Genomic DNA, 26,941 nt, shown 5'->3' on the forward strand with positions numbered 1-26,941 from the left:
CAGCCCTGTCGCGGTCAGGGCTGCGCTGCGGCGCTGCGGACGAAGGCGTCGATCTGCTGGGCCGCCTCCTGCGGCGTGACCGTGTCCGTGTCCACCCGCACCTCCCACCCGGCCTGGGGGTACGAGGCAAGGTCTTCCTGGGTGGCGTCCCACGCTGCCAGCCGAGCCGCCGTGTCCGCATCGCCCCGGCGTCGTGACCGCTCGGCCGTAGATGTCCGGGAGCACCACAGCAGTACGCGCACCCAGCGCACCCCGGAGAGGGCTGCCACCTGCTCCACCCCTGCCACCTGGCCGAGATGGACGACCGGCACCGTGCCGCCCTCCATGGCCTGGTCAAGCCCGGGCCTGTCGACGACGTAGATGTTGCCGTACCGCTCGTTGCGGTAGATGACGTCGCCGCTCGCCTCCAGATCGGCCAAGTGCGTCGCCGTGCCCATGCGGTAGCCCGCCGACTTCCCGCTGCCGACCTTGAGCCGCCGGAAAGGGACGTACCGCGCGTCGAGTGCGGCCAGCGCCGTAGTGACCGTGTCTTTGCCCGCCGCCGGCGGCCCGTACAGCAGGATGCCCGACCTCATGGGGAACAGTCTGCGCCGTCGAAGGCCGTTACATACCGACTATGCCGTGTTCGAGGTAATGCGTCTCGCCGCTTGCGCGTGCGGCAAACGCTGCGTGGATGCGACGGGCGAGGCGAGGAATCAACACCTTGTCGAGCTCGTCCTGAGCGTGGAAGGCGTAGGCGTCGATCTCCACGCCGTCCGGGCGGATCTCTGCCTGGCCATCCTCCCCGAGGATGCCGCCGTCGAAGACGAAGAGGAGCTTGTCGCCCTCGGACGGGTGGGGCGCCCAGTCGGCGACGAGGAGGTGTCCGATGGGAGTGGCGAGGTGCAGCTCTTCCTTCAGCTCGCGGGCAGCGCCTTCCCTTGGCGTTTCACCGGGGTGGAGGTAGCCGCCGGGGATTTCCCAGCCGGGTTTGTAGGTGGGATGGACGAGGAGCACGCGGCCCGCCTCGTCGAAGAGCAGCACGCCTGCTGCGGTGCGGGGCTGGGCCACCGCTTCTTGGGGCTCGCTCATGCGGACGACTGTAGCGGCCGAGCTGAAGGCGCCCGATGTACTCGATGGGGCGCGCATGGCCCGCACTTGGTGCACGGGCGCAGGGACGACCGCGACGGTTGCGCTCCCGCGCATGATTCGCATGGTGGTGTTCGGTGCGGTCGTCGCGCAGGGGCGGGACTACCGCGAGACCTTCCAGGTTCTCCTGCCCGGCTTCGACCTGGCGGAGGAGAGGAGCGACGGGCGGAGTCAGAGAAGCCCGAGTGGTTCGGGGAGGACGACCTGTGTCCGGATGTGCGACCGACGCTGTCAGCTCTGCGTCAAGCCGGGCTGTGGGTTGGCATCGCCGGCAATCAGGCGGTCTGTGCCGCTTGGCGCCCTGCGGGCGCTCGATCTGCCCGCGGATCTCATCGCGACGAGTGACGACTGGTGAGCCTCGAAGCCGGGCGTCGCCTTCTTCGAGCACTTCATCGAAGCCGCACCCGCTGCTCCCGGCCAGATCCTCTACGTGGGTGACCTGCTCGGCAACGACGTTCGGCCGACGGCGCAAACGGGAATGCGGACTGCGCTCAACCGCCAGGGGCGAGGGGAGTCGCGTGATCGCTCCGCTCCGACCCACGGGGAGTAGCGCCCCGCAGCGTAGGGAATGCCCCCTCGTATGCAGAGGGACATGGTCGCGTGGGCCTCACAGTTGGCGCGGGACGAGCTGGCCGGTCCCCTGCCTCGGCGTTGGGCGCATTCACAGGGAGTCGCAACCCGCGCTGTCTCGCTCGCGCCCGTGGCTGGCGAAGCTTCTGGCCTGCTTCGCACGGCTGCCGTCCTGCACGACATCGGTTACGCGCCACGTCTGGCGGCGACTGGTTTCCACCCGCTGGACGGGGCTCGGTTCCTCCGGGATGTCCATGGAAGCGACGAGCGCTTGGTCCGTCTGGTGGCCAACCACTCCCTTGCCCTTCTGGAGGCGGAGGAGCGTGGGCTGCGAGAGACGCTGGAGGCTGAGTTCCCGCTACTGGAGGACCGGTTGCTCGTGGACGCGCTCGTGTACTGCGACATGACGACGACGCCTGACGGTGAGCCGACGACCGCCCGGAAACGGGTGGCGGAGATCGTCAGTCGGTACGGGGCTGACAGCATCGTGGGGCGGTTCATTCGGCGGGCGGCGCCGGAGATCTTCGCGGCGGTGGAGCGGGTGAGGGCGGCGATGGGCGGCGCTCAGCCGAGGTAGGGGTAGGTGCCGGCGAGGTAGTCGCCGATCTGCTGGCGCATGCTGGCGTGGATGTCGTACGCGTCGAGGTCGGCGGGCTGGACGAAGCGGACGCCGTCGGCTTCGTCGTTGATGGTGGGCTCGCCGCCGACGGGGCGGCCGATGTAGGTGTTCTCGTACTGCTGGCGGATCTCGCCGTCGGTGTAGGCGACGATGTGCTTGGGGTTGGTGTAGACGCCGAGGAAGCCCGTGATCTCGGCGACGATCCCGGTCTCTTCGAGGCATTCGCGGACGGCGCACTGGGCGGCGGTCTCGCCGATGTCCTGGGCTCCGCCGGGCAGTGCCCACTGGCCGGTGTCGCGGCGGCGCTGGAGGAGGATCGCGCCGGACTCGTCCACGACCAGGAGGTTGCTGGCGGGGATGAGGGTGTTGGCCTTGGGGGCGCTCGGGTCGTTGTAGTACTCAGTCCTGCCCATGTGCTCTGGTCCCCTCCTGCTCGGGCGTCCAGGGGCGTGCGCCGGCCCAGACGGCATCGAAGCTGTCAGCGTACGTGTCGAACCAGCCGTTGGCGTCTGCCCATTTGAGGTGGAGGACGGGGTTGGCGCTGGCGGGCTGGCCGTAGATGTGCGGGTTGGCCAGCAGGGTGTCGTCGTAGCGGAAGAGCGAGGTGTAGAGCGTCGTGTCGTGCAGCCGCACCTCGCAGCCGTCCACCGCTAACAGCGAGCGGTAGTAGGTGAGGGAGGCGCGGATCTTGGCGGCCAGGGTGTCGCCGATGCCTTCCTCACGGCCCCGCAGGGCAACGGCCTGGCCGCCTGGGGCACCGAAGCACAGCCGCACACGGACGCCGTCGGTCGCGCGGGTAGCCAGCATCCGTGCGACATGCGGGTTGCTCTGCGCGAAGAACGTTCCGGAGAAGACCAGCACGTCGATCTGTTCCTGGGCCTGTTGGAGCAGGGAGAGCCACGTCTCCCGCGGGACGCTGGCCCGATTGGGGTACGTGCAGAGGAGTTCCGTTCCAGGGCTGGCGGTCGTCGTCGGCCTGCTCACGGCTTGCGGAGCGGGCCAGAGGAAGGCTTCCTCTACGCGGAGGTGCTGGGCGACGCGATAGCGGTGGCGTGGGTGGGGGATGCGTCCGCCAAGCCAGCGGCCGACGGTCTTGGGGTCCACTTCGCATACTTCCGCGAGCAACTCGGGCGTGACGCCCCGCTGGGCGAGTACGGAGTGCAGTCGCTCGTTCACAGAACCATACAAGTGCAGGGCCTTGCAGGCGGGCAAGCCCTATTCGTTCAGGACCAACGGAATCGGTGGCTCCCGGGCGGCGCCTACGCTGCCCGTATGGCGCTCATCGTCCTGTGGGACATCGACCACACGCTCGTCGACAACGCCGGTGTGAGCAAGGAGATCTACGCCGCCGCGTTCGAGTCTGCGACGGGAATCCGTCCAGCCGAACCAGCGGTCACCCAGGGGCGTACGGACCGCCTGATCATGCGGGACATGCTCCGGCGCCACGGGGCGGAAGAGCCTGGGTGGGCGGTGGTTGAGGCTGCGCTCGTCAAGGCCGGCGCGGAACGGCTTGAGGTCTTGCGTGAGCGGGGCACCGCGCTGCCAGGTGTACGGAGTGTCCTCAAGGAAGCCTCCATGCGGAGCGGTTGGGTGTCCTCGGTCCTCACCGGCAACATCGCGGCAAACGCCCGTGTCAAGCTGGCGGCCTTCGGCCTGGACGTGCTGCTGGACCTGCCCGTCGGAGCCTACGGCGCCGACGCCGAGGAGCGTCCGCACCTTGTGGACATCGCCCGCCGCCGCATCCACCGCGGCTGCGGCTTTCCCCTCGACACCCCCGTTGTGCTGGTGGGCGACACGCCCCGGGACGTCGAAGCCGCCCTGACCTCTGGAGCGCACATCATCGGCGTGGCCACCGGCGTCGACAGCTCGGCCGCGCTCGCCGCGGCCGGCGCCCCCGTCGTACTGCCCGACCTGGTGGACACGGATCGCGTACTCGCGCTGCTGAAGGACGTCGAGCGGGGCGAAAACGTCCCCGGGACGTCCTGAGCCCGTCCCTTTACGCGGTGACGCGGTCCAGCACCGCGCGGCCACCATCAGGGCCTCAGCCAGGCATCAAGCCCAGGGAGGTCTGCATGATCGCGGAAGTCACCGGCATCAGGACGATCCGGATGCTCTACCTGCAACTGCTCTACCGCTGCAATTTCGCCTGCCAGCACTGCTTCCACGGTGAACGCCTCCAGCACGCGGACGCCTTCACCCTCGAAGAGGCCATCGCGCTTATGAGGCTGATGCACAGGGAGTACGGCACCGAGGCCGTCAATCTCCTCGGCGGCGAGCCCTTCGTCTACAAGGACCTGCCCGAGGTCGTCCGGTACGCCAAGCAGGAGCTCGGTCTCCACGTGGAGATCTGCACCAACGGCTACCGCATCGAACGCCGGCTCACCGAGATCGCCCCATACCTGGACCTCCTGCGGATCTCGCTGGAGGGCAACGGCGCGACCAACGATGCCATCCGCAAGTTCGGCAGCTACCAGGGCGCACTGAGCGCCCTGGACCACGCCCGCGACCTCGGCATCCCCACCGGCGCGACCATGACGGTCAACGCCCGCAACATCGACGAGGTCCTGCCGCTGGCCCGCACCCTGCAGGGCTACGGCGTCCAGCAGCTCAAACTCCACCACCTGCGCCCGGTCGGCAACGCCGCCCACCACCCCGAACTGCTCATCAGCGACACCACCGTGTACGGCCGCCTTCGCGAGCAGCTCCGGGCCGCCAGCCTCTCGATCGAGGTCATCGTGGACGAGGACCTCTCGGAGGAGGGCACCCCCGAGACCTGCGACCCCGTGACGGAGGCCCTTGCAATTCCCCGGATCGAGGCCGACCCGCGCGGCGCCCTGACGATGTCCTGCAAGGCAGTCGGCAAGGACGCCCACGCCTTCTGGTACGACAAGGCCGCCGGCCACATCGTCCACCGGCCCTCCGCCACCGACGAGATCGCCCTCGCGGTGCCAAGCGTGGTCTACGCCCGTGCCTGACCGACCGCTCTTCGAGAGCCTCGAAGGGTTACGCGGCACGGGGAAATCCACCGTCGCGCCGCTGCTGGCGGCAGCCCGCGGCGCGGAACTCGTCCCCACCGTGCCCGCGCTCTACCAGTCTCTGCGGCGGGAGATCGACGCCCGGGACAACGTGGAAGCCCGCATGGCCTTCTACCTCTCCGCCCTGTTCACCGCCACCGACGACATCCGCCGGCACCTGTCGGCCGGTATCCCGGTCGTCGTGGACAGCTACTTCGCCCGCTGCCTGGCGAACCACCGTGCCTACGGCTCCCGTCTCGGTGTCACCCTGCCGCCGGACCTGCCCGAGCCCGTCACGTACAGCCTCGTGTGCGACGAAGAAGAACGCCGGCACAGGCTCTCCGCCCGCCACAAGTCCACGTCACGCTGGGACAGGCTCGCCGAAGAAGTAGCCGAGCAGATCACCCACGCGTACGCACCCTTCCCTATGCATCGCGTGGGCACCACGGGCCGCACACCGGAACAGGTCGTCCACGCCATCCTCGACGTCACTGCCCAAGGAGGCAGCGGTGCAGACCCTCAGCCGGTGGGAGAACACCCCCACTTTCTTCCCCCAGTTCCGCGCGGCCCTGTTGGAGCACGTCGGCTCTAGCGCCACCGTGGTGGTCATCGGCGCGAGCGACGGCAGGCTGGTCCTGCCGCTCGCCGCAGCCGGCCACCGTGTCATCGCGATCGAACGAGACCCGGTCGCCCTTCAGGGGGGACTCGTCCAGCTCCCCGACGGAACAGAGGCCCACGCAGCCGGGCTGGTCGAACGGCTTCAGCAGGAGCAACTGGACGACCGCGTGGACATCGTGGAGTCAGACTTCCTGGATGCGGACCTGCCCCTTGCGGCGCGATACGACGCAGTCTGGACGAGCTGTTCCTGGCACTACAGTGCCAACCACCACCGGCCTCTGGCGGACTTCGTCACCCGCATGCAGGACCTCGTGCGCATCGACGGCCTGTTCGGAGCCGAGTTCATGATGCCGGTCACGGCCCGGCACTACCTGAGCGAGCACTACACGTCCCCGGAGCGTCTCGGCCCCTACTTCACCGACGGCTGGAACATCCAGCTGACCTTGCGAACCGGGCAGTTCACCGAGCTCCCGCACATCGGCCAGCCTCATCCGCATGTTCACCGCATGGGCGCGCTGCTGGCGACCCGCACCTCTTCTGTAACCACCGAAAGGGCATGAAGCGATCATGAAGCACGAATATGAGGCGAAGTTCCTCGCCGTCGACGTGGCCGACCTCCAGACGAAGCTGGCAGCTCTGGGAGCAGCCCAGGCCTTCCCGCGGACCCTCCTCACTCGCAAGATCTTCGAGAGCGACGTCCTCGACGGCTCCCAGTGGGTACGCCTCCGCAACGAAGGCACCCGCACGACCCTCACGCTCAAGCAGGTCACCGACGCCACCTCGATCCACGGAACGACCGAGATCGAGACCGAGGTCGGCGACCTCCAGGCGATGGCCGAAATCCTCGGCAACCTGGGCCTGCGTGAGGTGCGCTACCAGGAGAACTTCCGCGAGGAGTGGCAGCTCGGCGACGTCGCCTTCGACTTCGACACCTGGCCCGACCTCCCCACCTTCCTGGAGATCGAAGGCCCCGACGAAGCATCGGTCCGCCAGGCCGCGGCAAGCCTGGGACTCGACTACGTCGACGCCCGCTTCGGCAGCGTCGACGCTATCTACAAGAGCGAGGCGGGACGCGACATCCTCGCCGAACCCACCCTCCTGTTCTCCGACGCGAAGAACAGCGAGAACACCGCCCCCTCCGCCACCGGGCAGTGACCCGGGGGTGAAGCAGTGCTGACCGAAGTCCTCGTACAGCACCAGGTGATCCACGGGATAGCCGCGTTCGCCCGCGGAGGCGTGCCCGAGCCTGCGATGACAGACGACGGCAACGAGTGGGTTGACGGATACTGCTGGCTGTTCTGCGGCCAGCAGTGGACCCGGGTCCTGTGGATCGGCCCGGCCAACGTCGCCGGGGCGCAGGCGCCGATGTACGCGTGTGGTCTCTGCATCCGCGAACTGCAGGACCGGGTCTGGGCGGCGATTCTTCTTGAGGACCGTCCGGCAGCGCTGCAGTCGGCCCAGTCGTCGTCGCCAGGACGACCGACAGTAATCGGCCGCGGTGCGAAGCACAGGCGACGCCGGGCATGATCGGAGTATCTGAGCGCTCGACCGCAGAGGGAAGCACGGCAGGCCTGGTTCTGCAGCGGGCGCGATCCTGTCCAACACAGGGGTCCACGAACGTAGTGGACCCCTGCGGGCTGTCCACACGCCTCATCGGACTGCTCTCCGCCACTCGCCCGGACGCCGTACGGTCGCCGCGCATCGCTGTCGTGCTCCGGAGCCTGTACCGCAGCTCGCACGCCAGCGTCTTCCTTCCCAGCGTCGAACAGGTTCATGCCCCAACACGTCTCGGCGCCTGTTCCGCCCGGCTAGGGTCGCAGGCAATGATCGCAAACGATCACGTCGTCGTCATCGGAGCCGGGGTCTCCGGGCTGACCACCGCCATCGTGCTCGCCGAAGCCGGAGCGACGGTGCGAATGATCGCGGAGGAAGTGCCGGGCGTTACCTCCCTCGCCGCTGGAGCCGTATGGGGGCCGTACCTCGTCGAGCCCAAGGACAAGGTCGCGCGATGGAGCCGGCACTCACTTGAGGTCTTCGGCGAACTGGCCGCCGACCCTGCCACCGGCGTACGGCTGACCAGCGGCATCGAGGCTTCCCGCCACGCCGATGCGCCACCGGACTGGGCCACGGCGCTGCCCGAGTTCCGCCCGTGCACGGCCACCGAACTCCCCCCGGGTACACCTCCGCTTCACTGTTCCTCTGGTCGACATGCCGGTCTACCTCGACTACCTCCAGCGGCGGCTGGCGGGCGCGGGAGCGAGGGTCGAACAGCGAGGCTGCGCTCCCTCGCCGAGGTCGGTCCAGACGCCGCCGTCATCAACTGCACCGGCATGGGTGCCCACGACCTCGTCCCCGACCCGGAACTGCGGCCGATTCGCGGCCAGCACGTCGTCGTCAGCAATCCCGGCCTGACCGAGTTCTTCTCCGAGGACACCGGCCTCTCCCCGGAACTGCTGTGCATCTATCCGCACGGGGACACCGTCGTCCTGGGCGGCACCGCCGTTGACGGAGTCGGCGATGTGGACGCCGATGATGCCGCAGCAAAGTCCATCCTGGCCCGCTGCACACTCACCGAGCCGCGCCTGGCTGACGCGCAGATCATCGAGCACCGCATTGGAGCCCGACCCACCCGAGACATAGTTCGAGTCGAGAGCGACCGGCTCGAAGACGGCACCGTGGTCGTGCACAACTACGGCCACGGGGGTGCCGGCGTCACTCTGTCCTGGGGGTGTGCGGAGAACGTTCTGACCCTGCTCGGCGAGCGGTGACGAGAGGCCGCAAGCAGATCAGAGGCGCGGCGAACGAAGCTGCTGCCTGCTCACCGTTACGGCCCAAGGAGTGCACACCGTGCTCCACGGTGTTGACCAGGGAGTTGCCTATGAACGAGTCGTTGGACGAGCGACCGAAGCCGTTCCTGTACGTCGTGGTGTGCGCGGCGGGTGTCGCGGGGGACGTGGGCACGCTGATCACCATGGCGCAGGACCGCGGCTGGGGCGTTGGAGTGGTTGCCACCCCGCAGGGGCTTGGTTTTATTGATGCCGCGGCCGTCGAGGTGCAGACGGGTTACCCGATCAGGTCTGCGTGGCGGTTGCCCGGCGACCCGCGGCCGCTACCGCCTGCGGACGCCATCGCCGTTGTGCCGGCGACTTTCAACACGATCAACAAATGGGCTGCCGGGGTCTCCGACACGCTGGCGTTGGGCATTCTCTGCGAGGCGTACGGCCTTGGCATTCCGACGGCTGTGCTGCCGTACGTGAACTCGGCCATGGCCGCCCACCCCGCTTACCAGGAGAGCCTGGCCCGGCTGCGCGGGATGGGCGTCATGGTCAGTTCCCGCGAGCCACATCCGCCGAAGGCCGGCGGGGGCGCTGATCGGTTCCGCTGGGAGGAAGCGCTGGAACTGCTCGGCCCAGCTGTGGACGCGCGGCGGTGAGCACCCCTTTCCGGGCGAGCGAGCGTACTCCTCGTTTCGGAGTGTGAGGGCCAGCGGTCGCTCGCCGAGCAGACGGAGATCGCGCAGGTCCGAGTCGATTCCTCACTGCATGCGCTGCACGTCAAGCCGTATCCGTACTACGTGTCCGACGCCACGACCGCGGACGTCGTCGACTGCTTGCGCCGCATCACCGACGCCCCGGGCGAGGCCGAGGAGATCGGCGCCCGGCTGTGGGAGGCGCTCACCAGCGGTCGGCTGAGCGTGCGCAGCCACTCCTTCTCCTGCACTCCGCCGCCGTACGCCGATACGCCTGGCGATCTGCTTTCGGCCCTGACCGGCCCGGTGGCTTCGGGCTGCGCAGAGCACCCCGAGCCACCAGCGTCCGGTCAGGGTCGGGATCAGGGCGTCAAGCGGTGCAGGTCACGCGGGAACAACGTGGTGCGGCGGATGTTGTCGGCGCCGGTCAGGCGGGCCGTCCAGCGCTCCAGGCCGAGGGCGAAGCCGCCGTGCGGGGGCATCCCGTGCGCGAAGGCGGACAGGTAGCTCTCGTACGGCTCCGCGCACTCGCCGCGCGCGGCCAACGCGGCCACGTAGTCCTCGTAACGGTGCAGCCGCTGCCCGCCGGTGACCAGTTCCAGGCCGCGGAAGAGCAGGTCGAAGCTGTTGGAGTACGCGGGCCGGTCCGGGTCCGGATGGGTGTAGAAGGGGCGCTTGGCCATCGGGTAGCCGGTCACGAACAGCAACTCGCTGCCGTGCTCGCGCAGCGCCCATTCGCTGAGGAAGCGTTCGTGTGCCGGTGCGAGGTCGGGCTCGTCCGCACCGAGCATCTTCATCGCGTCGGCGAAGTGGATCTGCGGGATCTCCGCGGGCACCTCAGGCAGCGTCAACTCCAGCCGCTCCACGGCCTCGGCGGACCGCTCCTCGATGCCCACGACCATGCCGGCAACGGCTTCCCGCACCACGGCCATCACGTCGCGGTGGTCGGTGATGAACCCCAGCTCGGCGTCGAGGCTGGTGTATTGGGCCAGGTGGCGGGCGGTGTCGTGCGGCTCGGCGCGGAAGACCGGGCCGGTCTCGTAGACCCGCTCGAAAACCCCGACCATGGCCTGCTTGAAGAACTGCGGGGACTGCGCGAGATAAGCGGGGCGGCCGAACCAGTCCAGGGCGAAGACGTTCGCACCGGACTCCGTTGCCGAGGAGACGACCTTCGGCGTGTGGATCTCGGTGAAGGACAGTGCGTCCAGTGCGGCCCGGAATCCCACCACCGAGGCGGCGGAGAGCTGGAACGGCGCCTTGAGGTGCGGATGGCGCAGGGCTACGGGTGCGTGGTCGAGGATGGTGGGCAGCCCTGCCGACACCGCGGGGCGGTACAGGTCGAACGGCGGGGCTTGGGCGAGCGAGGACAGCGGCTCGATCTGCGGCGAGGTCAGCTCGACCCCGCCGGGCGCCTGCGCGTTGGCGGTGACCGTGCCGCGTACCCGCAGCACGGTCTCTTCGGGGACGTCACCACCGGGCGTGGTCAAGACGACCTGGGCCAGCTCGGAGCGGTCCCGCAGGACCAGGAAGGTGACGGATTTCAGTTCACGGCGGCGGTGCAGCCAGCCGGAGACTTCGACGGTTTCGCCTACGTGCGCCGGCAGCTCGGCCGCCAGGACGCGGTTCGTCGTGCGGATCATCGCGGCCCTCCAAGGGGCGTCGTGGTGATCCCTTCTGGGTGCGGGCGAGAAGGGCAACTCGCGGTGCCACCGCACCTTCGCCGCCACGCGCAGCGTGACGGCCTCGTTCCTGCCCGGTGACGGGGGCAAACCGGCGGGGCATGGGGCCTTCGGCCGTTCCTCCCCGCGCTCGGGAGTGTCTTCGCCCCAGGTCGCGAGGCTGCCTTCTCAGCTGCCGGCAGCTCTCTCGGCTCGCGTGGGCCTGTGGTTACTCGTCTCCGTCTACGCGTTACGGCCGAGAATACGGGGACTACTGCGTGTCAGCAACGAGATACCCTGCGGGTCGCCGGTCGGGGAGATCGAGCCGGCCGGCGGACCTGATGCAGCCGGGCCGCCGCAACCTCGACACTCAGTCCAGAAAGAGGTCCGCCTGGTCGGTCGCCCTTCATCGCTGGACACGCTCAGCAGCTACGAGTCGAGCGGCGTACGGGCTGACGTCTACAACGAAGGCCTGAAGCCAGACCGGCGTTCGTCCTCCAGGCCGCCGAGACGGACGCCGCCTTCGACCAGGGCCATGGGTCTTCCGCCGCTCGGTTGCCGTCCGTGGTATTGGACGACGGCTCGTATGGCCGAGTGCCGTTCGTCATCTCCGGCTGCCTTCGTAGCCCACGCTGGCCCGAGGCCCATGCCTGCGCGCCGATCAGATCTGCTCGCCGGGGATATCCAGGTACTCCGTGCGGAGGATGTCCAGAATCGGGTGGTCGGCGGCGAGTTTGGTGTTGTCGATGCGGGCGATGGCTCGGACGCCGATGGCGGCATTGGTGGCGAAGGCCGCTTGCATCGTGCTCAGGCCGGACAGGGTGACGGGAATGTCGATGTGCTGGTAGGCGTCCTGTAGGAGCAACATGGTGATGCCTGGGAGTGCTGCGGCGGTCGGCCAGATGATGCGGTTGCCGTCGTAAAAGCCGATGTTCCACGTGACGCCTTCGCTGATGACGCCGTCCTCGTCCACGAAGAGGGCATCATCGAAGGCGCGGAGTTGGGCGGTCCTTCGGTGGTGGAGGGAGGCGAAGAGTCCCACGCTCTTCACGTGGGGCACTTCGCGCCGGTAGACCGTCGACTGGACTGACAAGGGCGGCAGTGGCAAGACCCCAGCCGACCGTTGGGTCACAAGGATGCGCGGATTGTCGGCGTGGCTTGGGTGGCCGAGATCGGTCTCGGGGTCGAAGACAGTGACCCGAATGGTTGCTGCCCCAACCCTCGGCGCGACGCGGCGAACGAGGCTCCGGATGTGCCCCTGGTCGAGGTCGACCCCGAACAGGATTCGGCTGTCCCTGGTGAGCCGCTCCAAGTGCAGTGCCAGGCCCCGAACGCGTCCGTCGTCCACCCGCAGGCTCGTGAACGAACCGTAGTTGGTCAGGGCGAGAGCCTGTAGTTCGTCCACGGTGACGGGACGTCCGTCGAGTTCGGCCATGGACGAAGCATGACAGCCAGGTTGGCGGCCGGCGTCCCCGCGGAAGCCGTCTGATTTCGTGTTCACTGGTACGTCACGGCTGCCGCGGCGACCGCAATTCCCAGGAGGCAACCGTCGTCAAGCGGGATGCGGGCGAGTAGCCGGGCAGGGCGGGTTTCGCCTGCTGAGGCAGGATGAGGCCTTCGACCACTGCGGGAGGGCCGGGGATGGGTTACGAGTTGCAGGCGGTGATCGCGGAGGAGGGGCTGCTGCGTGCTGCCGTACGGGACCTTCCCGGCGCCGGGTTGGCGTCTCTTGGCCAGGGCCTGTCGCTGATGGTGATAACGGACCAGCTGTTCGACGCCGTCACGGACGGCGGTTCCGCCGAGGCTCTGGGGTTTTGGCGACTGCCGGGAGGCTTCGAGTTGACGCTTGCGGAGTGGTCGACCGCGGGGCCGGTCGCCTACGTGGAAGCGGAGTTTTTCGGCGGTGATGGTGAGCAGCGAGCCGCAGTGTGGGCTGATGGGGCCAGGATGCTGGGGCCGCTGCACACGCCGCCGGGTCAGCCCTTCCCCTCTGCCGGCAGCCCGATTTCACAGGCGCTTCGACGGTTGGGCGCCGTGCGGCGCGCGGACGGGGACGAGTTCTTGGCCGTGGGCCTGGACCGCCATCGATTCAGCGAAGACTGGATTGATGGCGCTGACCGTCAGGGCCCGCGCTGAGACGTCGACGGTTGCGGAGAGAGTCGGCACCTATGGGATGGCGGTGGCCGCCGAGACGGTGGGGTCGGCGCTCGCACCGCGAGCAACTCGGTCCTCGTCGCAGTCGCGATTCCGTCGCGGACGATGTCGAAGTGTCCGCCCGGCGGGTTAGCGTGATCCGGTGACTCAGCTCGTCTTCGATGCCCAGACCTTCGTGAACTTCCGGGACTACAAGTTCCCGGGACACGGTCATCGATGGACCGACGTGAAGACCTTCCGGATCCTCTCGGGTGCCAAGGACGATAAACTGCTGGGTTTGCTGGTCGCCGACGAGCAGTTCCGCGATGACTACGCCGGGGGCGGCACCGATGCGGCCGGGCAGCGCCATGGGCCGTACTGGCTGCGTCACATCACCGCAGACGCCTACCAGGAGGTGGGCAGCGCCGAGGCCGTAGGCACGATCCGTCGCTGGGCCGACCAGCATGGTGCGCTTCCCGAAGCCCTGGAAGCGGTGATGGCCGCGGAGGTGTACGCGGTGCTCGCGGCGGCCGCCAGGTGCTTCGTCCTGCCGGATCTGGGCAGGACCGCGTTTCACGACTGGGGCGGGGTGCACACCGAGTTCCATGAATACGTCGTGATCGACCGCGAGCGGGCGTCCTTGGCGCTGATCGTGGCGGCAGACGACTGACGGCGGTCCTCTATCGCTTCAGGACGATACGGGAGCGGTCACAGGATTGCCGCCGGAATGGTGATCCGGCTCCGCCCAGAAAGCACGCGGGTTCAGCTTTCAGCCAGGATGTGTGGTCGGCCGAGGCGGCGCAGTGGGACGAGCCGACTCGCCCTGGGCGGGGTGGAGACTTTGTGGCGGGCGGGCGATCTGCGTTCTCTGAGGACGCCCAAAGTGACTTGGAGGCGGCCGGATGGTCTGACAGCATGCGGGCCATGTCCATCCTGGCCCCGAACGGCGACTAGGCCGTCACCGCGATGTACTCCGTACCCGACGACGCTTGGTACCTGGAGCTGGACCTCGTCGCAGGTCAACGGACCCTCGTGGCCGCGGTCGTCCCCGACGAGGACCCTGCGCGGCAGCCGACTGTGAGCTTCAACCCTCGTGGACACCACCTGGACATTCCGTACGAAATTATGCGCTGGTTCATGGACCAGGTCGAGGAGCAAGTCCGCACGTCGCGCGTCTGGATGCGGCTGCGGCCGGACCTCGTCGAGGCCATCCACAGGTTGCGCCAGGCGCACTGGGGCACCGTAGATGACGACGAGTTCCCCCGCGTTCTGGCCGGAGTGCGTACCGACATCGCAGAGGCTGACCTTCCCGCGGTGCTTGCGGCCGCCTTCGGGCGGAATCTCGACGGCACCCCCGTTGATGACGTGCAAGCGCTACTGGCTGTGGACACCCATCAGTCAGGACGTGGCTAGGACGCTGCCGTGCGGGCCATCCGAAGGAGGCCGCGGCGGCCACAGTTTGGACCCATTGCGGACGCGCGGGTGAGGTGATCACCTCCTTCGAGTCGGCGTGGTGTTCGGCAGTGTCAGTGCGGGGGTGGCAGTTGGCGGTTGCGTCGGGCGGCGGCTGGGCCGAGGCCCTGGGTAGGTCGGCGCGGCGGGGAGGTTGGCCTCGTGGCGGAGGCGCCAGAGGAGGACGTCGGTCAGGGAGTCGGCTGTCGTGAGTTCGCGGTTGTCCACAGCCCTGTGGAGGAGGGTGACGGGGTCGTGGCCGGCTTGGGCGGCTTCGGTGAGGGTGGCGGCCAGGGCGGGCCAGTTGGGTTCGGACTGGATGCGGGCGGCCTCCGTGGGGAGGATTGTGCGGATCGCCTGCGCCGCGTCCCGCTGGGCTGGGGCGGGGAGGGACTGGCCGGTGGCGCGCATCGTGGTGAGGGGTGCGGTAGCTGCTGCCTGGTAGGCCGCGCGGAGGTGGGTGGCGGTCTGGTGGGAGGCGGCGGCTTGTTGGGCGTGGCCGCGGGCGGCGTACCAGTGGGCGGCCATGACGGCGGCCGTGATCAGGATGCTCAGGAGCATGGCCGCCGCCGCGCCGTCCTCGCCCTTACCGAGGGCTGGGCCGGACTGGACGAGATCTCGGGCGGCCCTGCGGAGGGCCTGGTTGTGGGAGTTGCCGGCCTGGATGTGGGAGCGGGTAGCTCGTTCGAAGCTGCGCGCCGCCGCTTGGAGTTCGGCGCGGGTATTGGCGGGGCTGGTCTGCGCGAGGGCGTCGAGGACTTCGCCGATGCCGGTGAGCTGGTCGGCGGCTTCTCCGCTGTCCTCCTGGTCCAGTGACCGGAGGGCGTCCGCCGCGGCTGTGGTTGCGGCGCGACGGGCTCGGGCTGGTTCGGTGATTCCTTCGGAGGGGATGTCGCCGGCGGCCAGGCGCTGGCGGATGCGGGGGAGGGACAGGTCGGGGGCGAGTTTCGAGCCGGAGAACCAGATGGGCTTGCCTTCGCGGTTGCGGTCGCCGGGCAGGGCGACGGTGAAGCCGGTGACGTCACCGGAGGGGGCCACACGCTTGGTGATCCGGACGCCCTGTGCGTTGAGACGGCGGAAGAACTCCTCCTCGGCGGACGCCCCCGCCAGGGCGCGGCGGACGGCGTCGCGGAGCTGGTCGCGGGCGGGGCGGTCCAAGCCGCGGCGGTCGGCTTTGCGAAGCTCGGCGCTGGTGGCGCGTTTCGCTGCTGTGCCGTCGCCCGGGTGGAGTTCGCGCAGGCCGAAGTCCCTCTCGATGGCTCGGGCTTCGGCCTGGACGGCCTTCCGGTCGAAGTTCCGGCGGGCGGTGCGGCCGTCCTCGCGGACGAGGGTGGCCGCGATGTGGGTGTGGTCGGGGGCGTGGCGTACGGCGACCCAGCGGCAGGCTTTCGCGTCGCCTTCGGGTGCGATGCGGTGGGCGACGGCGGCCCACTCGTCGTCGGTCAGTTGGCGGTCATCGGCGGCGGTGCGGACAGAGCAGTGCCAGATGGTCGTCTTCGGGCGCTGGTCGCGGGGGAGGGACTTGACCGGGAGGTCAAGCTGACGGGCGAGCTTCGTGATCGCTTCGCGGCTGGCCGTGGGGCCGGGGTCGGGGGCGAAGGCGTTCCAGGAGGCGACCATGTGCTGGTCGGTGTGCTCGTTGGCCTTGCCGGGGCCGTAGAGGTACGTGATCAGGCCGTACGTGCCGCCTGTGCCGGTGGTGATCTTGGGTATCACGGTGCCGCTACTTCCAGGCGATCTCGGTCGCGGCTGCGTCTACGCCGTCTAGGGCAGCACGGGTGAGCTGGAGGGTGCTCTGGGCCAGGGCGTGGAGGGGGTTGGCCGGGTGGAGGTGGAGGAGGACCTGGTTGAGGTTGTTGCCGACGGCTGCGAGTTGGCGGTTGGACTCCATGAGCTCTTCGAGTTGGCGGCGGGTGTCGGCGATGGCCGCCCTCGGGTCGGAGCGTCGTGCGGCGAGGAGTGCGGCTGCGGCGGCGTATCCGCCGGGCTTGAGGTTGCAGGTGCCGGCTGCGGTGGTGAGGGCGGCCCATTCGCTGTCGCTGAAGCAGGGGTGTGCGCGGTTCCGGCGGGGTTCGCACATCCGCCTGCGGTGCTGGAGCGTGATTTCGGCGGCCGGGGCACGATGGGGCCGCTTCGGTTCGGTGCGGGGGACGGCCGACACGGCGGCATCGACATGGTTTACGGCCAGGGCGACGCCGTGGAGGAGGGCGGCCGATCGGGCGCTCGGACTGCCGCCGGAATTGAGGTGGTGGGCAAGGTGGTTGAGTCGGCCGCCGGTGGCTCCGAGGCCGCTGTCGGCGGTCATCAAGGCTTCGAGGCGGCGGCGTTCGTCGTCGATGCCGGTACGTCGGCCGGTCCGGGAGTACGCCACGGTTGCGGCTGCGGTGAAGCCGCCCGGCGTGAGCTGGCAGGCGTGTGCTGCGGCGGTGATCTCGGTCCATTCGTCGTCGCTGAAGCAGGGGTTGACGCGGTGGCTGCGCGGGACGGCGAGGCGTCGTCGGTGGTGGGTGACGGCTTCGGCAACGGTGGTGACTGGGGTAGTGCTTGCGTCGGCTTCTGGGCTGGCAGCGGGTGATGTCGTGACGCGGTCGTACGTCCCACTCGGCACCCCTGGGCCGAGAGCTGCCGACGTCGCCCGCCCCGTGGCGGCGGCTTCGGCCCTGCCCGCCACCCCTGGGGCGGGCTGAACCCCGGGATGACTCATCCCGGGACAACTTGCTCCGCCGCACGGTGGGCTGTTGCGATTGTGGGGGGACGTGTGTGCGCCGTCGGGGACAGGGTGCGTGGAGGTGGCCGGGCTGTGGCTGCTGGCGGGGTTCGACATGGCGGACTCCGTGGCTGTGGGCGGCTCCGGGGCGTTGGGAGGGTCGGCGGTGGGGACGCTCGTGGGCTGGTTGCGCCGGATCTACGAGCACCCCCACCGCCTTCGTCGGCTCAGCCCTTGGGCGACGCAGGCTGGTCTTGGGCGAGCTGCGCGAGGGCTTGGGCGATGCGGTCGTTGCCGGCGGACAGTCCGGCTGCCTGGATCGCCTCACGGGCGCCGACGCGGCTCACCTGGCTGGAATCCGGGTGGGCGTGGGCGATGACGGCGGCCAACTCGTCGATGGAGGCGTCGGCTCGGCGGCCGGGGCGGCTGGTGCCGACTCGCGTGCGCGAACGGCTCGGCGAGGTGCGGCTTGTGGGTGCTTTCCGGCCGTGGGTTTCGGCGTCCGGGGCCGTCTGCGGTACTTCTGGGCGAGAAGTTGTCCGTTCGGCGGCCGGAATCCCGTCCGGGACTGTCACCGGCGCGCCCTGCATTCCGGCCGTTGCCGATTCCGGCTGCTGCGTGCGGCCGTGGCGGGTGACCAGGATGTGGAGGTGGGTAGCGCCGCCCAAGGCCATCGGGGCGATCGTCGAGAGGACGGCGACGGTGTGGTTGCCGAGGACCAGGACGTGGGTGCCGGGGGAGTTGAGCCGTACCGAGTGCAGGGAGTTGGCCCACAGGCTGGCGGCCGTGGCGGCGCCGAAGAGGGTCCAGGCGTAGAGGCGGGCGCTTCGGGGAGCGTCGCGGAGCAGGAGGATCGCGCGGACGCCGTAAGCGATGAAGCCGTCGATGACGATGGGGAAGAGGTAGCTCAGGTCGGGGCGGACGTGGGTGGCCAGGGCGACTTGGCGGAGGGAGTCGAAGGAGAGGATGCACCCGCAGGCGCCGAGTAGGAGGATCACGAGGCGGTCGAAGGGGAGCGACCGGGGGCGGGTCCAGTCCGGTATCGGGGCGGGGCGCTCGGGCTGGGGCGGTGTGGACGTGGGCATGCGGGACTCCAGGCATGGTGGAGGGCGGCGCGGGGCGCGCGCGAGCGCGGGCAGGCGGCATCGCCCGGTGGTCGGGGAGGGGCGCGCGTCAGGGCAGGGACGGGCGCGGGGCGGCGTCAGCCGCGAAAGGCGAGGTCAGGCTCTCGCGCCGGCCAGCTGGCCCGGGTGGTGGCCGTTGAGGGCGGCGCGGGCCAGGGCTCGTCCGCGTGCGGCGGTACGGGCGCGCTCGGCCAGGGCGTCCTGAGAGGAGGCGTCCAGGCCCGCGCAGGTGCGGCAGATGCCCACGTGCGGGGTCGGCCGCGCGCAGCCGGTGCACTCGTACCGGCGAGGAGGCGGCGGCGCGGTGATCGGCTCGGGTGCCGGGGGCAGCTTGCGGGTCAGGCGGTCGCGCAGGATGGCCGACGCGCTGTGGACCCGCTCGGGCAGGCCGCCCAGGAGGGCGAAGGAGAGGTCGCGCGGGCCGAGGCCGCGTTCCAGCCAGGGCGTCACCAGGGGCGCGAGCGTTATGGCCTCTGCCGCACCGAGGCGCAGGCGAAGCTCGGCTGCGGTCACGCGGTGGAGCAGTGCCGCTGCCTCGGCGCCCGCCGCACTCGTGGGTGTGGACGGGATCTCCCACCGCCCGCCCTTGGCCGTGGCCGGTACGGCGTCGGCCGGCGTTCGCTGCGCGGGGAGGGTGGGTTCTTTCCCACCGTCCTTTACGGGGTGGGCGCCGCGGCCATCGGCAGCTGGTCGACCGGAGCCCGGGAGTACGGCACCCGGCGCCACCTGCGCGGTTGCGTACGCGGTGTGAGGGATGTCGTACACGTGGGCCTGGCTGACGAAGGTGCCGTCGGCTTGGCGTACCCGCTCGACGCGGTAATAGCCGAACACCGTCAGCTCGCGCAGGGCCTTCGCCACGGAGAGGCGTCCCTGGGGGCTGGTGTCGGCCATGTGACGGCCGTCCTCGCGCCAGCCGTCGGGGCGGGAGAGGAGGTCGGCCAACAGGCCGCGGGCGGTGTAGGACAGCCGCCGGTCCTGCAGCAGCGTGTTGGGCAGGACGGTAAAGCCGCGCGTATGGCGGCTACGATGGATCTGCATCGGGAGTTCGCGCTCCTTGTGCCGGACCCCGGAGCGTTCGCGCGCTGCCGGGGTCACCCTATTAAGTTCGTTCGTGACAGAACGTACCACGCGATTCGCCCAAGATCGACTGCTCTTGGGCGCCTTGCTGTCCGGTGGAACGTTCCTCCCGCGAGCGAGGAGGACGGCGTGGGCCTGGAGCGTGTGCAAGGCGTCCTCCCTCTGTCGGCGGGCCGGGCTCGACCCGGTGGTGGGAGCGGACGGTACACCCTTTTTCCGGATCGGCCTCCGACGCTGATTCCCCGTGTTGCCCTGGACTCCTGTGCACGTTCACGGTCCGGCAGTCAATCCGTGGTGAAGGGTGCGTATCCCGTCGGGACCTCGCTGACCTGTAGGTCTGAGAAGACCAGGGTGAGGTTGTGCGCGTTGGTCTCAAGACGCACTTCGTGGAAGTCGAGTCCGACGGCTTGCGCCCAACGACGGGTCGTCTCCGACGCGGGAAGGATCGTGGCCCCCGGATAGAGACAGTGCCACTTCACGCCCCAGACATATCCGTCGAGGTCGACGCCTGTCTCGTGGTCGATGAGGCGTTCGTCCAGCGAGATGCGCCAGGTGTCGGGTCGTACCGTGGTCTCACACCGGGCCTCGACGCAGTACTTGAAGAGGTATCGCAGATGGGCCGGCTCGATGCCGGTGCGGGGATCTGCTGTCGCGTAAACGATGACCTCGTAGTCGCGCATGTAGCTGGTGTAGCCGTGATGCACTACGGCGGTGTCGAAGGCGTCGTCCAGCAGCTGTTCGAGGAGTGCGGCATCCATGTCGCTGTTCTACTGCACGTGATTCTCAGGGCGCGTCCGGGATTTCGTGCTAACGTCCCGCGACGAGCGGCCGACCAGGGCGAAGTCGTACGCGAATCCGCTTCCGCAGGGCCGCGACGGCGAGGTACAACAGCACCTCCGCCAGCTGACCGCCGCTCGTACCCGTACCGCCGACGAAGGAGGGACCATGCGCTTGCCAGTCGTGCCGTGTCGGGACCTCAACCGGCTCCGGAGAACCGCCTGCTGACCTTGCGCCTGTCCGCGCCAAGTGTCTGAGCAATGTCGTCCCGCTGTGCCAACCGCAGCCTCCGCGCGCTCTGTTACTGCCCTTCCCTCGTCCCGAGGTTCCGCCATGTCCCCTCCCGCTTCCCCGCTGCCCGTCCTCTACCGGCCCGCCCAGATCGCCGACGTCATCGGCTGCTCGGAGTGGTGGGTCAAGGAGCAGGCCCGGCGGCGCCGGATTCCGTTCACGCGGCTCGGCGGCAGCTACCGCTTCACCGCCGACCACCTCGCGGAGATCATCCGCATCTTCGAGGAACGGCCGCTCGCCCCGCCCGACGCCGGCACCCTGCCGTCCGCCAGGTCCCCGTACCGCCCGGCCCGCGCCGCGCTCGTCGCGGCCGAGCCCCGGCTCAACGCCCGACCGCCGCGACGACGGCGGTCACCCGCAGGACCCCAGACCACCACCCCGGAAGGAGCCAGACATGGGATACGGCGAGAAGCGCGGCGACTACTGGCGCGCCCGCTACAAGATCGCGCCCGGCAAGTACCGCACCCTCGCCGACGGCGACGGCGAGCTGCTGCGCTTCCGGACGAAGCGTGCCGCCGAGCAGGCCGCCAACGAGGAGGAGGCGAAGGTACGCGGCGGGCGGTGGCATGACCCGGCGGCGGCGCGGATCACCTTCGGGGAGTACGCCAACCGCTGGTTCACCGTGCAGGACCTGGCTCTCTCCACCATGCAGAACTATCGGCGGCACATTGAGGAGCACCTGCTGCCGTACTTCAACGACCTGGAGGTCGGCGAGATCAACCGGCACCACGTCGAGCAGTGGGAACGGCAGGAGCGAGGGCGAGGCTATGCGGCCGCCACCTTGAAGACCTGGCGCAGCACCCTGCACCTGATCCTCGGTGACGCCGTGGACGACGGACTGCGCGAGACGAACCCCGCCGCCCGGCGCAGGGGGCGCGGCAAGCGTGCCGGGCGCTCGCGCAACCGTGGGCCGGAGAAGGTGATCACGGACGCGCTCGGCATCCTGCTCATCGCTGAGCGCGCCGCGCTGCTGACCGGGCGGGACGACGAGTTCGTTGCCGTCGTCACCAAGGGCTACACCGGTGTCCGGTGGGGCGAACTCATGGGGCTGGAGGCGCAGTTCATCCGGCCCGGCTCTCTCCGCGTCGAGTGGCAGCTCTACGAGCTGGACGGCGGCGAATTCCACCGGTGCCCGCCCAAGGACGACTCCTACCGGACCATCGACACCCCGGACTTCCTGACGGGGCTGCTCTCGCGGCACGTCGCCGCGAAGCGGCCCGAACCGTGCGCCTGCCACGGGCTCCGATACACCTTCAACGGTTACTCCGCCGCCAACGGGGCTGCCCGCCGGCCCGGTGCGAAGCTCGTCGACGTCGCCCGCAAGGCCGGAGTCTCCGCCGGGACCGTCTCCAACGTGCTCAACTGGCCCGGCCTCGTATCGGAGGACAGGCGGCTCCGGGTGGAGGCCGCCATCGCCGAGCTCGGGTACGTCCGCAACGCCAGCTCGGGGGAACTCGCCCCCCACTGGCGGCGCAGCGGCTTCGCCTCGTGGCTCTTCTATCCGGCGACCACCGGCTCCTACCCGACCCGGGCCCCATACGACGCCCACCCCGTGCCGCTGCTCGCCGAGCCCTGGCCCGGCATCCCCGCCCGTGGCAGGGGCGCCGCCCAGCGCGCCCAGGCGTGCTGGGTGCCGATCGCTCCTGGCCTGACGCCCCACGGGCTCCGGCACACCCACCGCACGATCATGGAAGAGGCCGGCACCCCGCCCAAGCTCATGGACGAGCGCCTCGGCCACGAGGACGGTTCCGTCCAGGCCCGCTACTCCCACGTCACCCCGCGCATGCGCGCCCGACTCATGGACGCACTCACCGAGCAGTGGGAGGAAGCCCTGGAAGCCCGGCGCCAGATGAGCCCCGGCTCCCCGGTCACGGCGCTCGACGCGCTCCTGAGATCGGGAAAAAGACCAGGCCAGCGGGCGGAAGAAGAGACCCCCCGACCAAGATCTTCTCCCAATTTTCTCCCAAGAACCCCTCGGAACGCCGTGAGGGGCGGTCTTCCGAATCGGAAGACCGCCCCTCACCTGCAGTTTCACCAGTCGGGGTGGCGGGATTTGAACCCACGGCCTCTTCGTCCCGAACGAAGCGCGCTACCAAGCTGCGCCACACCCCGGTGCAACGGGGTTTACTTTAGCGGACGCGGGGCCGGAGGCGAAATCCGGTTCAGGCGGGGGTGAGGGTGAGGAGGGTGGCCTCGGGGGGGCAGGCGAAGCGGACGGGGGTGAAGCGGTTGGTGCCGCAGCCTGCTGAGACGTGGAGGTAGGACGTGGAGCCGGTGGCGGTATGGGTGGAGAGGCCCTTCACGCGGTCGGTGTCGAGGTCGCAGTTGGTGACCAGGGCGCCGTAGAAGGGGATGCAGAGCTGGCCGCCATGGGTGTGGCCGGCCAGGATCAGCGGGTAGCGGTCGGCCGTGAAGGCGTCGAGAACGCGCAGGTAGGGGGCGTGGACCAGGGCCAGGTTGAAGTCGGTGTCCGGGTCGGGGCCGCCGGTGACCGCGGCGTACCGGTCGCGCTTGATGTGCGGGTCGTCCAGGCCCGTCAGGCCGAGCACCGGGCCGTGGTCGAGCTTCACGCGGCCGCGGGTATTGCTCAGGCCGACCCAGCCCGCCGCGTCGAACGCGTCGCGCAGGTCGCCCCAGGGATTGCGGATCACGCCGTGTGCCCCGGAGCTCTTGCCGTTCAGGCCGTGCTGGCCGCGGGCCTTCTCGACCAGGTAGCGGCCAGGGTTGCGGAACTTCGGGCCGTAGTAGTCGTTCGACCCGAAGACGTACGTACCGGGGAAGCGCAGCAGCGGGCCCAGCGCGTCCAGCACCTCGGGGACCGCGGTCGGGTCGGACAGGTTGTCGCCGGTGTTGACGACCAGGTCGGGGCGCAGGCCCGCCAGCGACTGGATCCAGCGGCGTTTCTTGTGCTGGCCCGACACCATGTGGATGTCGGACAGCTGGAGGATACGGATCGGCCGCAGTCCGGGAGGCAGCACCGGGATGTCCACCCGGCGCAGCCGGAAGGACCTCGCCTCGAAACCGGCCGCGTATGCCACGCAGGCCGCGCCTGCCACCGTCACACCGAGGGGTAGTCCGTATCGCGCGCGCATGCGTCCATCGTGTCAGAGTCCGGGACGGGTGCCGTACGGCCGCCTGTTGCGGACCGCGGGGTTAATGCGGGGCGGCCGGGTCGCGGTGGTGCGAAAATCGGGGTATGACCACGACGCTCAAGCAGCGACTCAAGGACGACCTCACCACGGCGATCAAGGGCCGTGACGAACTGCGCTCCGCCACGATCCGGCTCACGCTGACCGCCATCACCAAGGAGGAGGTCGCCGGCACCACGGCCCGGCAGCTCTCCGACGACGAGGTGCTGACGGTGATCACCCGGGAGGCGAAGAAGCGCCGCGAGGCCGCCGAGGCGTTCGAGCAGGGCGGCCGGGTCGAGTCGGCGCAGCGGGAGCGGGCCGAGGGCGAGGTGCTGGCCGCGTATCTGCCGCAGCAGCTCACCGACGAGGAGATCGCCGCGATCGTGCGGGAGGCGGTGGCGGAGTCGGGCGCGACAGGGCCGAAGGGCATGGGCGCCGTCATGAAGCTGGTGAACCCGAAGGTCGCCAAGCGCGCGGAGGGCGGCCGGGTGGCCGCCGAGGTCAAGCGCCAGCTCGCGGGCTGAGGACGTCGGCGGACCCGGTGGCCCACGGGGGCCGGGTGGCCCAAGGGCGGGGACACCCGAGCAGGACCCGGGACCGCGAGCCGGCGGGGGGAGCGGAGCGCGGCGGGGGCGTAAAGCACAGGGCTTACGACCGCGGCGCGCAAGCCGCAGCTGCACCTCTACGCCCGGGGCCGCGCACCCGTACGCCCGCCCCGCGCCCCGCCTCGCGCAGTCCGCACCCCACGCGTAAGGGGCGCCCTCCTGGAAGGGCGCCCCTTACGTGCTCAGCGTCGGACCGTGGGCCTCACGGCCCACCGCCGGTGGTTCCGCCGGCTCGGCCGTTGCCGCCCGTACCGCCGCCTCCGTTCCCGCCCGTGGTCAGGCCGGGCGGGATGGTGAAGCTCGGGAACGGGTTCGGATCGGCGCCCCCGGCACCCGCGGTCGTCGCACCGCCGGCGCCGCCCTTGCCGTCGTCCGGGGGCTGGGTGCCGTCCGGCGGCTGGTTCTTCTGGGGCGAGTCGGGCAGCTCGACGGTGACGAAGTGCTCGTTCGGCGTGCCCTCCAGCGCGCCCACCATTGCGTCGCGCCAGATCGGCGCCGGACCGGTCGCGCCCTCGACCTTGTCGAAGGTCTTCGGGCCGATCTTGACCCTTATCCCGCCGTTGTCGTCCGCTCCCGCGTACATCGACAGGCGCCTGCCGTGCACGCCCTTGCCGAACGGGTCGCCCAGCCACACCGCGGAGGCCAGGGAGGGCGTGTAGCCGGCGAACCAGGCGTCCTTGCGCTCGTCGGTCGTACCGGTCTTGCCCGCCGTGTCACGGCCCGGCAGGTCGGCCGCGGTGCCGGTGCCGTCGTCGACGACGCCCTTGAGCATGCTGTTCAGCGTGTCCGCGGTGTTCTGCGACATCGCCCGGCTGCAGATGCTCTTCGGCACGGGGATCTGCTTGCCGTTCGGGCCGGTGACCGACTGGATGGCGATCGGCGTGCAATAGACGCCGCGGTTGGCGAACGCCGCATACGCCGAGGCGACCGTGAGCGGCGACACCTCGTTGACGCCCAGGGTGAGCGCCGCGGCCTGGATCAGCGGCTTGCCGTCGGCGCGGGCGAAGCCCAGCTTGGAGGCCATGTTGATGATCGGGCACAGGCCGACATCGGCCTCCAGCGCCACGAAGTACGTGTTGATCGAGTGTTTGAGAGCGTCCGGCATGGCATAGGGGCCGACTTCGGACTTCATCTCGTTCTTCGTGCCCTCGCCCGGGTGCGCGTGGACCACCTTGTTGCCGCAGGTGGTGACGTCCGGGTAGGTGTCCAGCTCGTTCGGCGACGGGTAGGACTTGTCCGGGGTGAAGCCCGACTCAAGGGCCGCGGCCGCGGTGATGGGCTTGAAGGTCGAGCCGTTCTGGAAGCCGCCGCTGTTGCCCATGTTCTTGTCGACCGACAGATTCAGCTGGGTCTGGTTCTTGCCGAAGCCGTACGGCTTGCTCTGGCCCATGGCGACGATCTTGCCGGTGCCCGGCTGCACCATGGTGTCGGCGGCGACGAAGTTGTCGCTCTTGTAGACGTGCTTGCCCAGGCCCTTGAGCAGCGACGCCTGCGCCTTCGGGTCGAGCGTCGTCCTGATGGTCATACCGCCGATGTCCCAGGCCTTCTGCCGGTCGGTCTTGGTCTTGCCGAACGTCGCATTCTGCAGGAACGTCTCGCGCACGTAGTCGCAGAAGAAGCCGGCGCCGTTGACAGCGGTGATGCAGCCGTTCTTCGGCGCGCTGACCTTGAGGCCGAGCGGGGCCTTCTGCGCGGCCGCGGCCTGCGCCGGGGTGATGTCCTTCAGCTCGGCCATCCGTGCCAGCACCGTATTGCGACGGGTAAGAGCCGTCTGCTCGTTGCTGATCGGGTCGTAGCGGCTCGGCGACTGCACCATGCCGGCCAGCAGCGCGGCCTGGGTCAGTGTGAGGTTCTTCGAGGAGGTGCTGAAGTAGCGCTGCGAGGCGGCCTCGATGCCGTAGGCCTGCTCGCCGAAGAAGGTGATGTTGAGGTAGTTCTCCAGGATCTTCTTCTTGCCCAGCTCCTTCTCGACCTGGATCGCGTACTTCATCTCCTTGATCTTGCGGCCGACGGTCTGCTGGGTGGCCTGGGCGACCTTGGTGGCGTCGTCGCCCGCCTCCTCGACGAAGACGTTCTTCACGTACTGCTGGGTCAGCGTCGAGGCGCCCTGGGTGCCGCCGTCGGAGGCGTTGTTGCTGAGCGCGCGCAGGATGCCCTTGAGGTCCAGGGCGCCGTGCTCGTAATAGCGCGAGTCCTCGATGTCGACGATGGCCTTGAGGATGTTCGGGCTCATGGCGGTGATCGGGACGACGGTGCGGTCGCGGGAGTAGACCGTGGCGATCAGGCCGCCCTTGGCGTCGAGGATCTTGGACGCCTGACTGAGCGGCGGAGCCTTGAGTTCTCCCGGCAGATCGTCGAAGCCTGCCGCCGTACCCTTCGCGGACAGGCCGAGTGCACCGGCGGCGGGCAGGGCTATTCCCGCCAGGACCGCGCCTGCCAGGACGCTGACGCCGAGGAACTTGGCGGCCTGCTGGGCCGTCGTGAGCCCCCCGCCAGAACGCTTGTGAGCCATGGGGGCAGCCTACGTGGCGATTCCCCGGACGTACGCCCAGGTGTTCGCCTAGTCTG

At 69.6% G+C, this 26,941-nt stretch carries 27 protein-coding genes, 1 tRNA gene and 4 pseudogenes; 18 read left to right on the plus strand and 14 right to left on the minus strand.

Annotated elements, in window-relative coordinates:
• Window positions 1-14: 14 nt before the first annotated feature.
• Both OHA86_RS21330 and OHA86_RS21335 read right to left on the minus strand, forming a co-directional pair.
• Window positions 15-575, minus strand: coding sequence for a guanylate kinase (locus OHA86_RS21330; protein ID WP_329177612.1), 561 nt, complete (start codon window positions 573-575; stop codon window positions 15-17).
• Window positions 576-603: 28 nt separating this feature from the next.
• A complete protein-coding gene (locus OHA86_RS21335; RefSeq protein WP_329177614.1) occupies window positions 604-1,071 on the minus strand; it encodes an NUDIX hydrolase in 468 nt (155 codons plus the stop codon).
• 112 nt (window positions 1,072-1,183) lie between these two features.
• On the opposite strand from OHA86_RS21335, the gene OHA86_RS36115 reads away from it, so the two are divergent.
• The 3 genes and pseudogenes from OHA86_RS36115 (at window position 1,184) to OHA86_RS21345 (ending at window position 2,275) form a co-directional block, all read left to right on the plus strand.
• On the plus strand, window positions 1,184-1,483 hold the full coding sequence (locus tag OHA86_RS36115; RefSeq protein ID WP_443071794.1) for a hypothetical protein: 300 nt from the start codon (window positions 1,184-1,186) through the stop codon (window positions 1,481-1,483).
• A gap of 15 nt (window positions 1,484-1,498) precedes the next feature.
• A pseudogene (locus OHA86_RS36120) lies at window positions 1,499-1,678 on the plus strand (HAD hydrolase-like protein); the annotation flags it as partial.
• A gap of 30 nt (window positions 1,679-1,708) precedes the next feature.
• A complete protein-coding gene (locus tag OHA86_RS21345) occupies window positions 1,709-2,275 on the plus strand; it encodes an HD domain-containing protein (protein WP_329177616.1) in 567 nt (188 codons plus the stop codon).
• On the opposite strand, the gene OHA86_RS21350 is transcribed toward OHA86_RS21345, so the two are convergent.
• Together OHA86_RS21350 and OHA86_RS21355 are read right to left on the minus strand one after the other, a co-directional pair.
• Window positions 2,263-2,730: an NUDIX hydrolase gene (locus OHA86_RS21350; protein ID WP_329177618.1), complete on the minus strand. Its 468-nt coding sequence runs from the start codon at window positions 2,728-2,730 to the stop codon at window positions 2,263-2,265. The two genes, OHA86_RS21345 and OHA86_RS21350, sit on opposite strands and share 13 nt — an antisense overlap.
• The gene (locus OHA86_RS21355) at window positions 2,717-3,493 is read right to left on the minus strand and encodes an XRE family transcriptional regulator (protein ID WP_329177620.1); all 777 of its coding nucleotides are present in this window, start codon (window positions 3,491-3,493) and stop codon (window positions 2,717-2,719) included. The genes OHA86_RS21350 and OHA86_RS21355 overlap by 14 nt, the downstream gene beginning before the upstream one ends.
• A 96-nt stretch (window positions 3,494-3,589) precedes the next feature.
• On the opposite strand from OHA86_RS21355, the gene OHA86_RS21360 reads away from it, so the two are divergent.
• From OHA86_RS21360 to OHA86_RS21400, 9 genes and pseudogenes are all read left to right on the plus strand, one after another.
• On the plus strand, window positions 3,590-4,303 hold the full coding sequence (locus OHA86_RS21360) for an HAD family hydrolase (RefSeq protein WP_329177622.1): 714 nt from the start codon (window positions 3,590-3,592) through the stop codon (window positions 4,301-4,303).
• An 86-nt stretch (window positions 4,304-4,389) separates the two neighbouring features.
• A complete protein-coding gene (locus OHA86_RS21365) occupies window positions 4,390-5,292 on the plus strand; it encodes a radical SAM protein (RefSeq protein ID WP_329177624.1) in 903 nt (300 codons plus the stop codon).
• On the plus strand, window positions 5,285-5,923 hold the full coding sequence (locus OHA86_RS21370; RefSeq protein ID WP_329177627.1) for an AAA family ATPase: 639 nt from the start codon (window positions 5,285-5,287) through the stop codon (window positions 5,921-5,923). Before OHA86_RS21365 ends, OHA86_RS21370 begins: the two co-directional genes overlap by 8 nt.
• Window positions 5,841-6,509, plus strand: a complete 669-nt coding sequence (locus OHA86_RS21375) for a class I SAM-dependent methyltransferase (protein WP_329177629.1) — start codon at window positions 5,841-5,843, stop codon at window positions 6,507-6,509. The genes OHA86_RS21370 and OHA86_RS21375 overlap by 83 nt, the downstream gene beginning before the upstream one ends.
• 7 nt (window positions 6,510-6,516) lie before the next feature.
• Window positions 6,517-7,104: a class IV adenylate cyclase gene (locus tag OHA86_RS21380; RefSeq protein ID WP_329177631.1), complete on the plus strand. Its 588-nt coding sequence runs from the start codon at window positions 6,517-6,519 to the stop codon at window positions 7,102-7,104.
• 15 nt (window positions 7,105-7,119) lie between these two features.
• Complete coding sequence (locus tag OHA86_RS21385; protein ID WP_329177633.1) at window positions 7,120-7,476, plus strand: hypothetical protein; 357 nt, start codon at window positions 7,120-7,122, stop codon at window positions 7,474-7,476.
• Window positions 7,477-7,772: 296 nt separating this feature from the next.
• Window positions 7,773-8,717: pseudogene (locus OHA86_RS21390) on the plus strand (FAD-dependent oxidoreductase).
• A gap of 110 nt (window positions 8,718-8,827) precedes the next feature.
• Complete coding sequence (locus OHA86_RS21395) at window positions 8,828-9,382, plus strand: flavoprotein (RefSeq protein ID WP_329177634.1); 555 nt, start codon at window positions 8,828-8,830, stop codon at window positions 9,380-9,382.
• A gap of 114 nt (window positions 9,383-9,496) precedes the next feature.
• Window positions 9,497-9,703, plus strand: a pseudogene (locus OHA86_RS21400) (ARMT1-like domain-containing protein); the annotation flags it as partial.
• Window positions 9,704-9,780: 77 nt separating this feature from the next.
• Here OHA86_RS21400 and aspS read toward each other — a convergent pair.
• Both aspS and OHA86_RS21410 read right to left on the minus strand, forming a co-directional pair.
• Entirely contained in the window at window positions 9,781-11,058 is a 1,278-nt protein-coding gene (gene aspS, locus OHA86_RS21405; RefSeq protein WP_329177636.1) for an aspartate--tRNA(Asn) ligase, read from the minus strand.
• A 679-nt stretch (window positions 11,059-11,737) separates the two neighbouring features.
• On the minus strand, window positions 11,738-12,511 hold the full coding sequence (locus tag OHA86_RS21410) for an aminotransferase class IV family protein (RefSeq protein ID WP_329177639.1): 774 nt from the start codon (window positions 12,509-12,511) through the stop codon (window positions 11,738-11,740).
• A gap of 206 nt (window positions 12,512-12,717) precedes the next feature.
• On the opposite strand from OHA86_RS21410, the gene OHA86_RS21415 reads away from it, so the two are divergent.
• The 3 genes from OHA86_RS21415 (at window position 12,718) to OHA86_RS21425 (ending at window position 14,622) form a co-directional block, all read left to right on the plus strand.
• A complete protein-coding gene (locus OHA86_RS21415) occupies window positions 12,718-13,212 on the plus strand; it encodes a hypothetical protein (RefSeq protein WP_329177641.1) in 495 nt (164 codons plus the stop codon).
• Between the two features lie 160 nt (window positions 13,213-13,372).
• Window positions 13,373-13,879, plus strand: a complete 507-nt coding sequence (locus OHA86_RS21420; RefSeq protein ID WP_329177643.1) for a hypothetical protein — start codon at window positions 13,373-13,375, stop codon at window positions 13,877-13,879.
• 296 nt (window positions 13,880-14,175) lie between these two features.
• Window positions 14,176-14,622, plus strand: a complete 447-nt coding sequence (locus OHA86_RS21425) for a hypothetical protein (RefSeq protein ID WP_329177645.1) — start codon at window positions 14,176-14,178, stop codon at window positions 14,620-14,622.
• A 78-nt stretch (window positions 14,623-14,700) separates the two neighbouring features.
• On the opposite strand, the gene OHA86_RS21430 is transcribed toward OHA86_RS21425, so the two are convergent.
• Together OHA86_RS21430 and OHA86_RS21435 are read right to left on the minus strand one after the other, a co-directional pair.
• Window positions 14,701-16,377 carry a relaxase/mobilization nuclease domain-containing protein gene (locus OHA86_RS21430; protein WP_329177646.1) on the minus strand — a complete coding sequence of 559 codons (1,677 nt, stop codon included), beginning with the start codon at window positions 16,375-16,377 and terminating at the stop codon, window positions 14,701-14,703.
• 7 nt (window positions 16,378-16,384) lie between these two features.
• Window positions 16,385-16,741, minus strand: coding sequence for a plasmid mobilization relaxosome protein MobC (locus tag OHA86_RS21435; protein ID WP_329177647.1), 357 nt, complete (start codon window positions 16,739-16,741; stop codon window positions 16,385-16,387).
• A gap of 9 nt (window positions 16,742-16,750) precedes the next feature.
• On the opposite strand from OHA86_RS21435, the gene OHA86_RS21440 reads away from it, so the two are divergent.
• Window positions 16,751-17,236, plus strand: a complete 486-nt coding sequence (locus OHA86_RS21440; protein WP_329177649.1) for a hypothetical protein — start codon at window positions 16,751-16,753, stop codon at window positions 17,234-17,236.
• Between the two features lie 359 nt (window positions 17,237-17,595).
• Here OHA86_RS21440 and OHA86_RS21445 read toward each other — a convergent pair whose 3' ends face one another.
• The 3 genes from OHA86_RS21445 to OHA86_RS21455 form a co-directional block, all read right to left on the minus strand.
• Entirely contained in the window at window positions 17,596-18,453 is an 858-nt protein-coding gene (locus tag OHA86_RS21445) for a DUF2637 domain-containing protein (RefSeq protein WP_329177651.1), read from the minus strand.
• A gap of 135 nt (window positions 18,454-18,588) precedes the next feature.
• The gene (locus OHA86_RS21450) at window positions 18,589-19,530 is read right to left on the minus strand and encodes a hypothetical protein (RefSeq protein ID WP_329177653.1); all 942 of its coding nucleotides are present in this window, start codon (window positions 19,528-19,530) and stop codon (window positions 18,589-18,591) included.
• A gap of 323 nt (window positions 19,531-19,853) precedes the next feature.
• Window positions 19,854-20,327 carry a YxiG-like protein gene (locus OHA86_RS21455; RefSeq protein WP_329177655.1) on the minus strand — a complete coding sequence of 158 codons (474 nt, stop codon included), beginning with the start codon at window positions 20,325-20,327 and terminating at the stop codon, window positions 19,854-19,856.
• A 956-nt stretch (window positions 20,328-21,283) separates the two neighbouring features.
• Between OHA86_RS21455 and OHA86_RS36125 the strand changes: the two are divergent.
• A pseudogene (locus OHA86_RS36125) lies at window positions 21,284-22,405 on the plus strand (LacI family DNA-binding transcriptional regulator); the annotation flags it as partial.
• 270 nt (window positions 22,406-22,675) lie between these two features.
• On the opposite strand, the gene OHA86_RS21470 reads toward OHA86_RS36125, so the two are convergent.
• Both OHA86_RS21470 and OHA86_RS21475 read right to left on the minus strand, forming a co-directional pair.
• Window positions 22,676-22,749, minus strand: a tRNA-Pro gene (locus OHA86_RS21470).
• 50 nt (window positions 22,750-22,799) lie between these two features.
• Entirely contained in the window at window positions 22,800-23,729 is a 930-nt protein-coding gene (locus tag OHA86_RS21475; protein ID WP_329177656.1) for a metallophosphoesterase, read from the minus strand.
• A 104-nt stretch (window positions 23,730-23,833) separates the two neighbouring features.
• Between OHA86_RS21475 and OHA86_RS21480 the strand changes: the two genes are divergently transcribed.
• Window positions 23,834-24,292, plus strand: coding sequence for a GatB/YqeY domain-containing protein (locus tag OHA86_RS21480; protein WP_329177657.1), 459 nt, complete (start codon window positions 23,834-23,836; stop codon window positions 24,290-24,292).
• A gap of 283 nt (window positions 24,293-24,575) precedes the next feature.
• Here the strand turns inward: OHA86_RS21480 and OHA86_RS21485 are convergent, their stop codons facing one another.
• A complete protein-coding gene (locus tag OHA86_RS21485; protein WP_329177659.1) occupies window positions 24,576-26,885 on the minus strand; it encodes a transglycosylase domain-containing protein in 2,310 nt (769 codons plus the stop codon).
• Window positions 26,886-26,941 lie beyond the last annotated feature (56 nt).

The organism is Streptomyces sp. NBC_01477 (assembly GCF_036227245.1).
Classification (GTDB): Bacteria; Actinomycetota; Actinomycetes; order Streptomycetales; family Streptomycetaceae; genus Actinacidiphila.

What these genes read in the sequence shown, in the direction of transcription:
- OHA86_RS21330 (WP_329177612.1), bottom strand. Translation starts at nt 575, where the DNA reads ATGAGGTCGGGCATCCTGCTGTACGGGCCGCCGGCGGCGGGCAAAGAC.
- OHA86_RS21335 (WP_329177614.1), bottom strand. Translation starts at nt 1,071, where the DNA reads ATGAGCGAGCCCCAAGAAGCGGTGGCCCAGCCCCGCACCGCAGCAGGC.
- OHA86_RS36115 (WP_443071794.1), top strand. Translation starts at nt 1,184, where the DNA reads ATGATTCGCATGGTGGTGTTCGGTGCGGTCGTCGCGCAGGGGCGGGAC.
- OHA86_RS21345 (WP_329177616.1), top strand. Translation starts at nt 1,709, where the DNA reads ATGCAGAGGGACATGGTCGCGTGGGCCTCACAGTTGGCGCGGGACGAG.
- OHA86_RS21350 (WP_329177618.1), bottom strand. Translation starts at nt 2,730, where the DNA reads ATGGGCAGGACTGAGTACTACAACGACCCGAGCGCCCCCAAGGCCAAC.
- OHA86_RS21360 (WP_329177622.1), top strand. Translation starts at nt 3,590, where the DNA reads ATGGCGCTCATCGTCCTGTGGGACATCGACCACACGCTCGTCGACAAC.
- OHA86_RS21365 (WP_329177624.1), top strand. Translation starts at nt 4,390, where the DNA reads ATGATCGCGGAAGTCACCGGCATCAGGACGATCCGGATGCTCTACCTG.
- OHA86_RS21380 (WP_329177631.1), top strand. Translation starts at nt 6,517, where the DNA reads ATGAAGCACGAATATGAGGCGAAGTTCCTCGCCGTCGACGTGGCCGAC.
- OHA86_RS21395 (WP_329177634.1), top strand. Translation starts at nt 8,828, where the DNA reads ATGAACGAGTCGTTGGACGAGCGACCGAAGCCGTTCCTGTACGTCGTG.
- aspS (WP_329177636.1), bottom strand. Translation starts at nt 11,058, where the DNA reads ATGATCCGCACGACGAACCGCGTCCTGGCGGCCGAGCTGCCGGCGCAC.
- OHA86_RS21410 (WP_329177639.1), bottom strand. Translation starts at nt 12,511, where the DNA reads ATGGCCGAACTCGACGGACGTCCCGTCACCGTGGACGAACTACAGGCT.
- OHA86_RS21415 (WP_329177641.1), top strand. Translation starts at nt 12,718, where the DNA reads ATGGGTTACGAGTTGCAGGCGGTGATCGCGGAGGAGGGGCTGCTGCGT.
- OHA86_RS21425 (WP_329177645.1), top strand. Translation starts at nt 14,176, where the DNA reads ATGTACTCCGTACCCGACGACGCTTGGTACCTGGAGCTGGACCTCGTC.
- OHA86_RS21435 (WP_329177647.1), bottom strand. Translation starts at nt 16,741, where the DNA reads ATGTGCGAACCCCGCCGGAACCGCGCACACCCCTGCTTCAGCGACAGC.
- OHA86_RS21445 (WP_329177651.1), bottom strand. Translation starts at nt 18,453, where the DNA reads ATGCCCACGTCCACACCGCCCCAGCCCGAGCGCCCCGCCCCGATACCG.
- OHA86_RS21450 (WP_329177653.1), bottom strand. Translation starts at nt 19,530, where the DNA reads ATGCAGATCCATCGTAGCCGCCATACGCGCGGCTTTACCGTCCTGCCC.
- OHA86_RS21455 (WP_329177655.1), bottom strand. Translation starts at nt 20,327, where the DNA reads ATGGATGCCGCACTCCTCGAACAGCTGCTGGACGACGCCTTCGACACC.
- OHA86_RS21475 (WP_329177656.1), bottom strand. Translation starts at nt 23,729, where the DNA reads ATGCGCGCGCGATACGGACTACCCCTCGGTGTGACGGTGGCAGGCGCG.
- OHA86_RS21480 (WP_329177657.1), top strand. Translation starts at nt 23,834, where the DNA reads ATGACCACGACGCTCAAGCAGCGACTCAAGGACGACCTCACCACGGCG.
- OHA86_RS21485 (WP_329177659.1), bottom strand. Translation starts at nt 26,885, where the DNA reads ATGGCTCACAAGCGTTCTGGCGGGGGGCTCACGACGGCCCAGCAGGCC.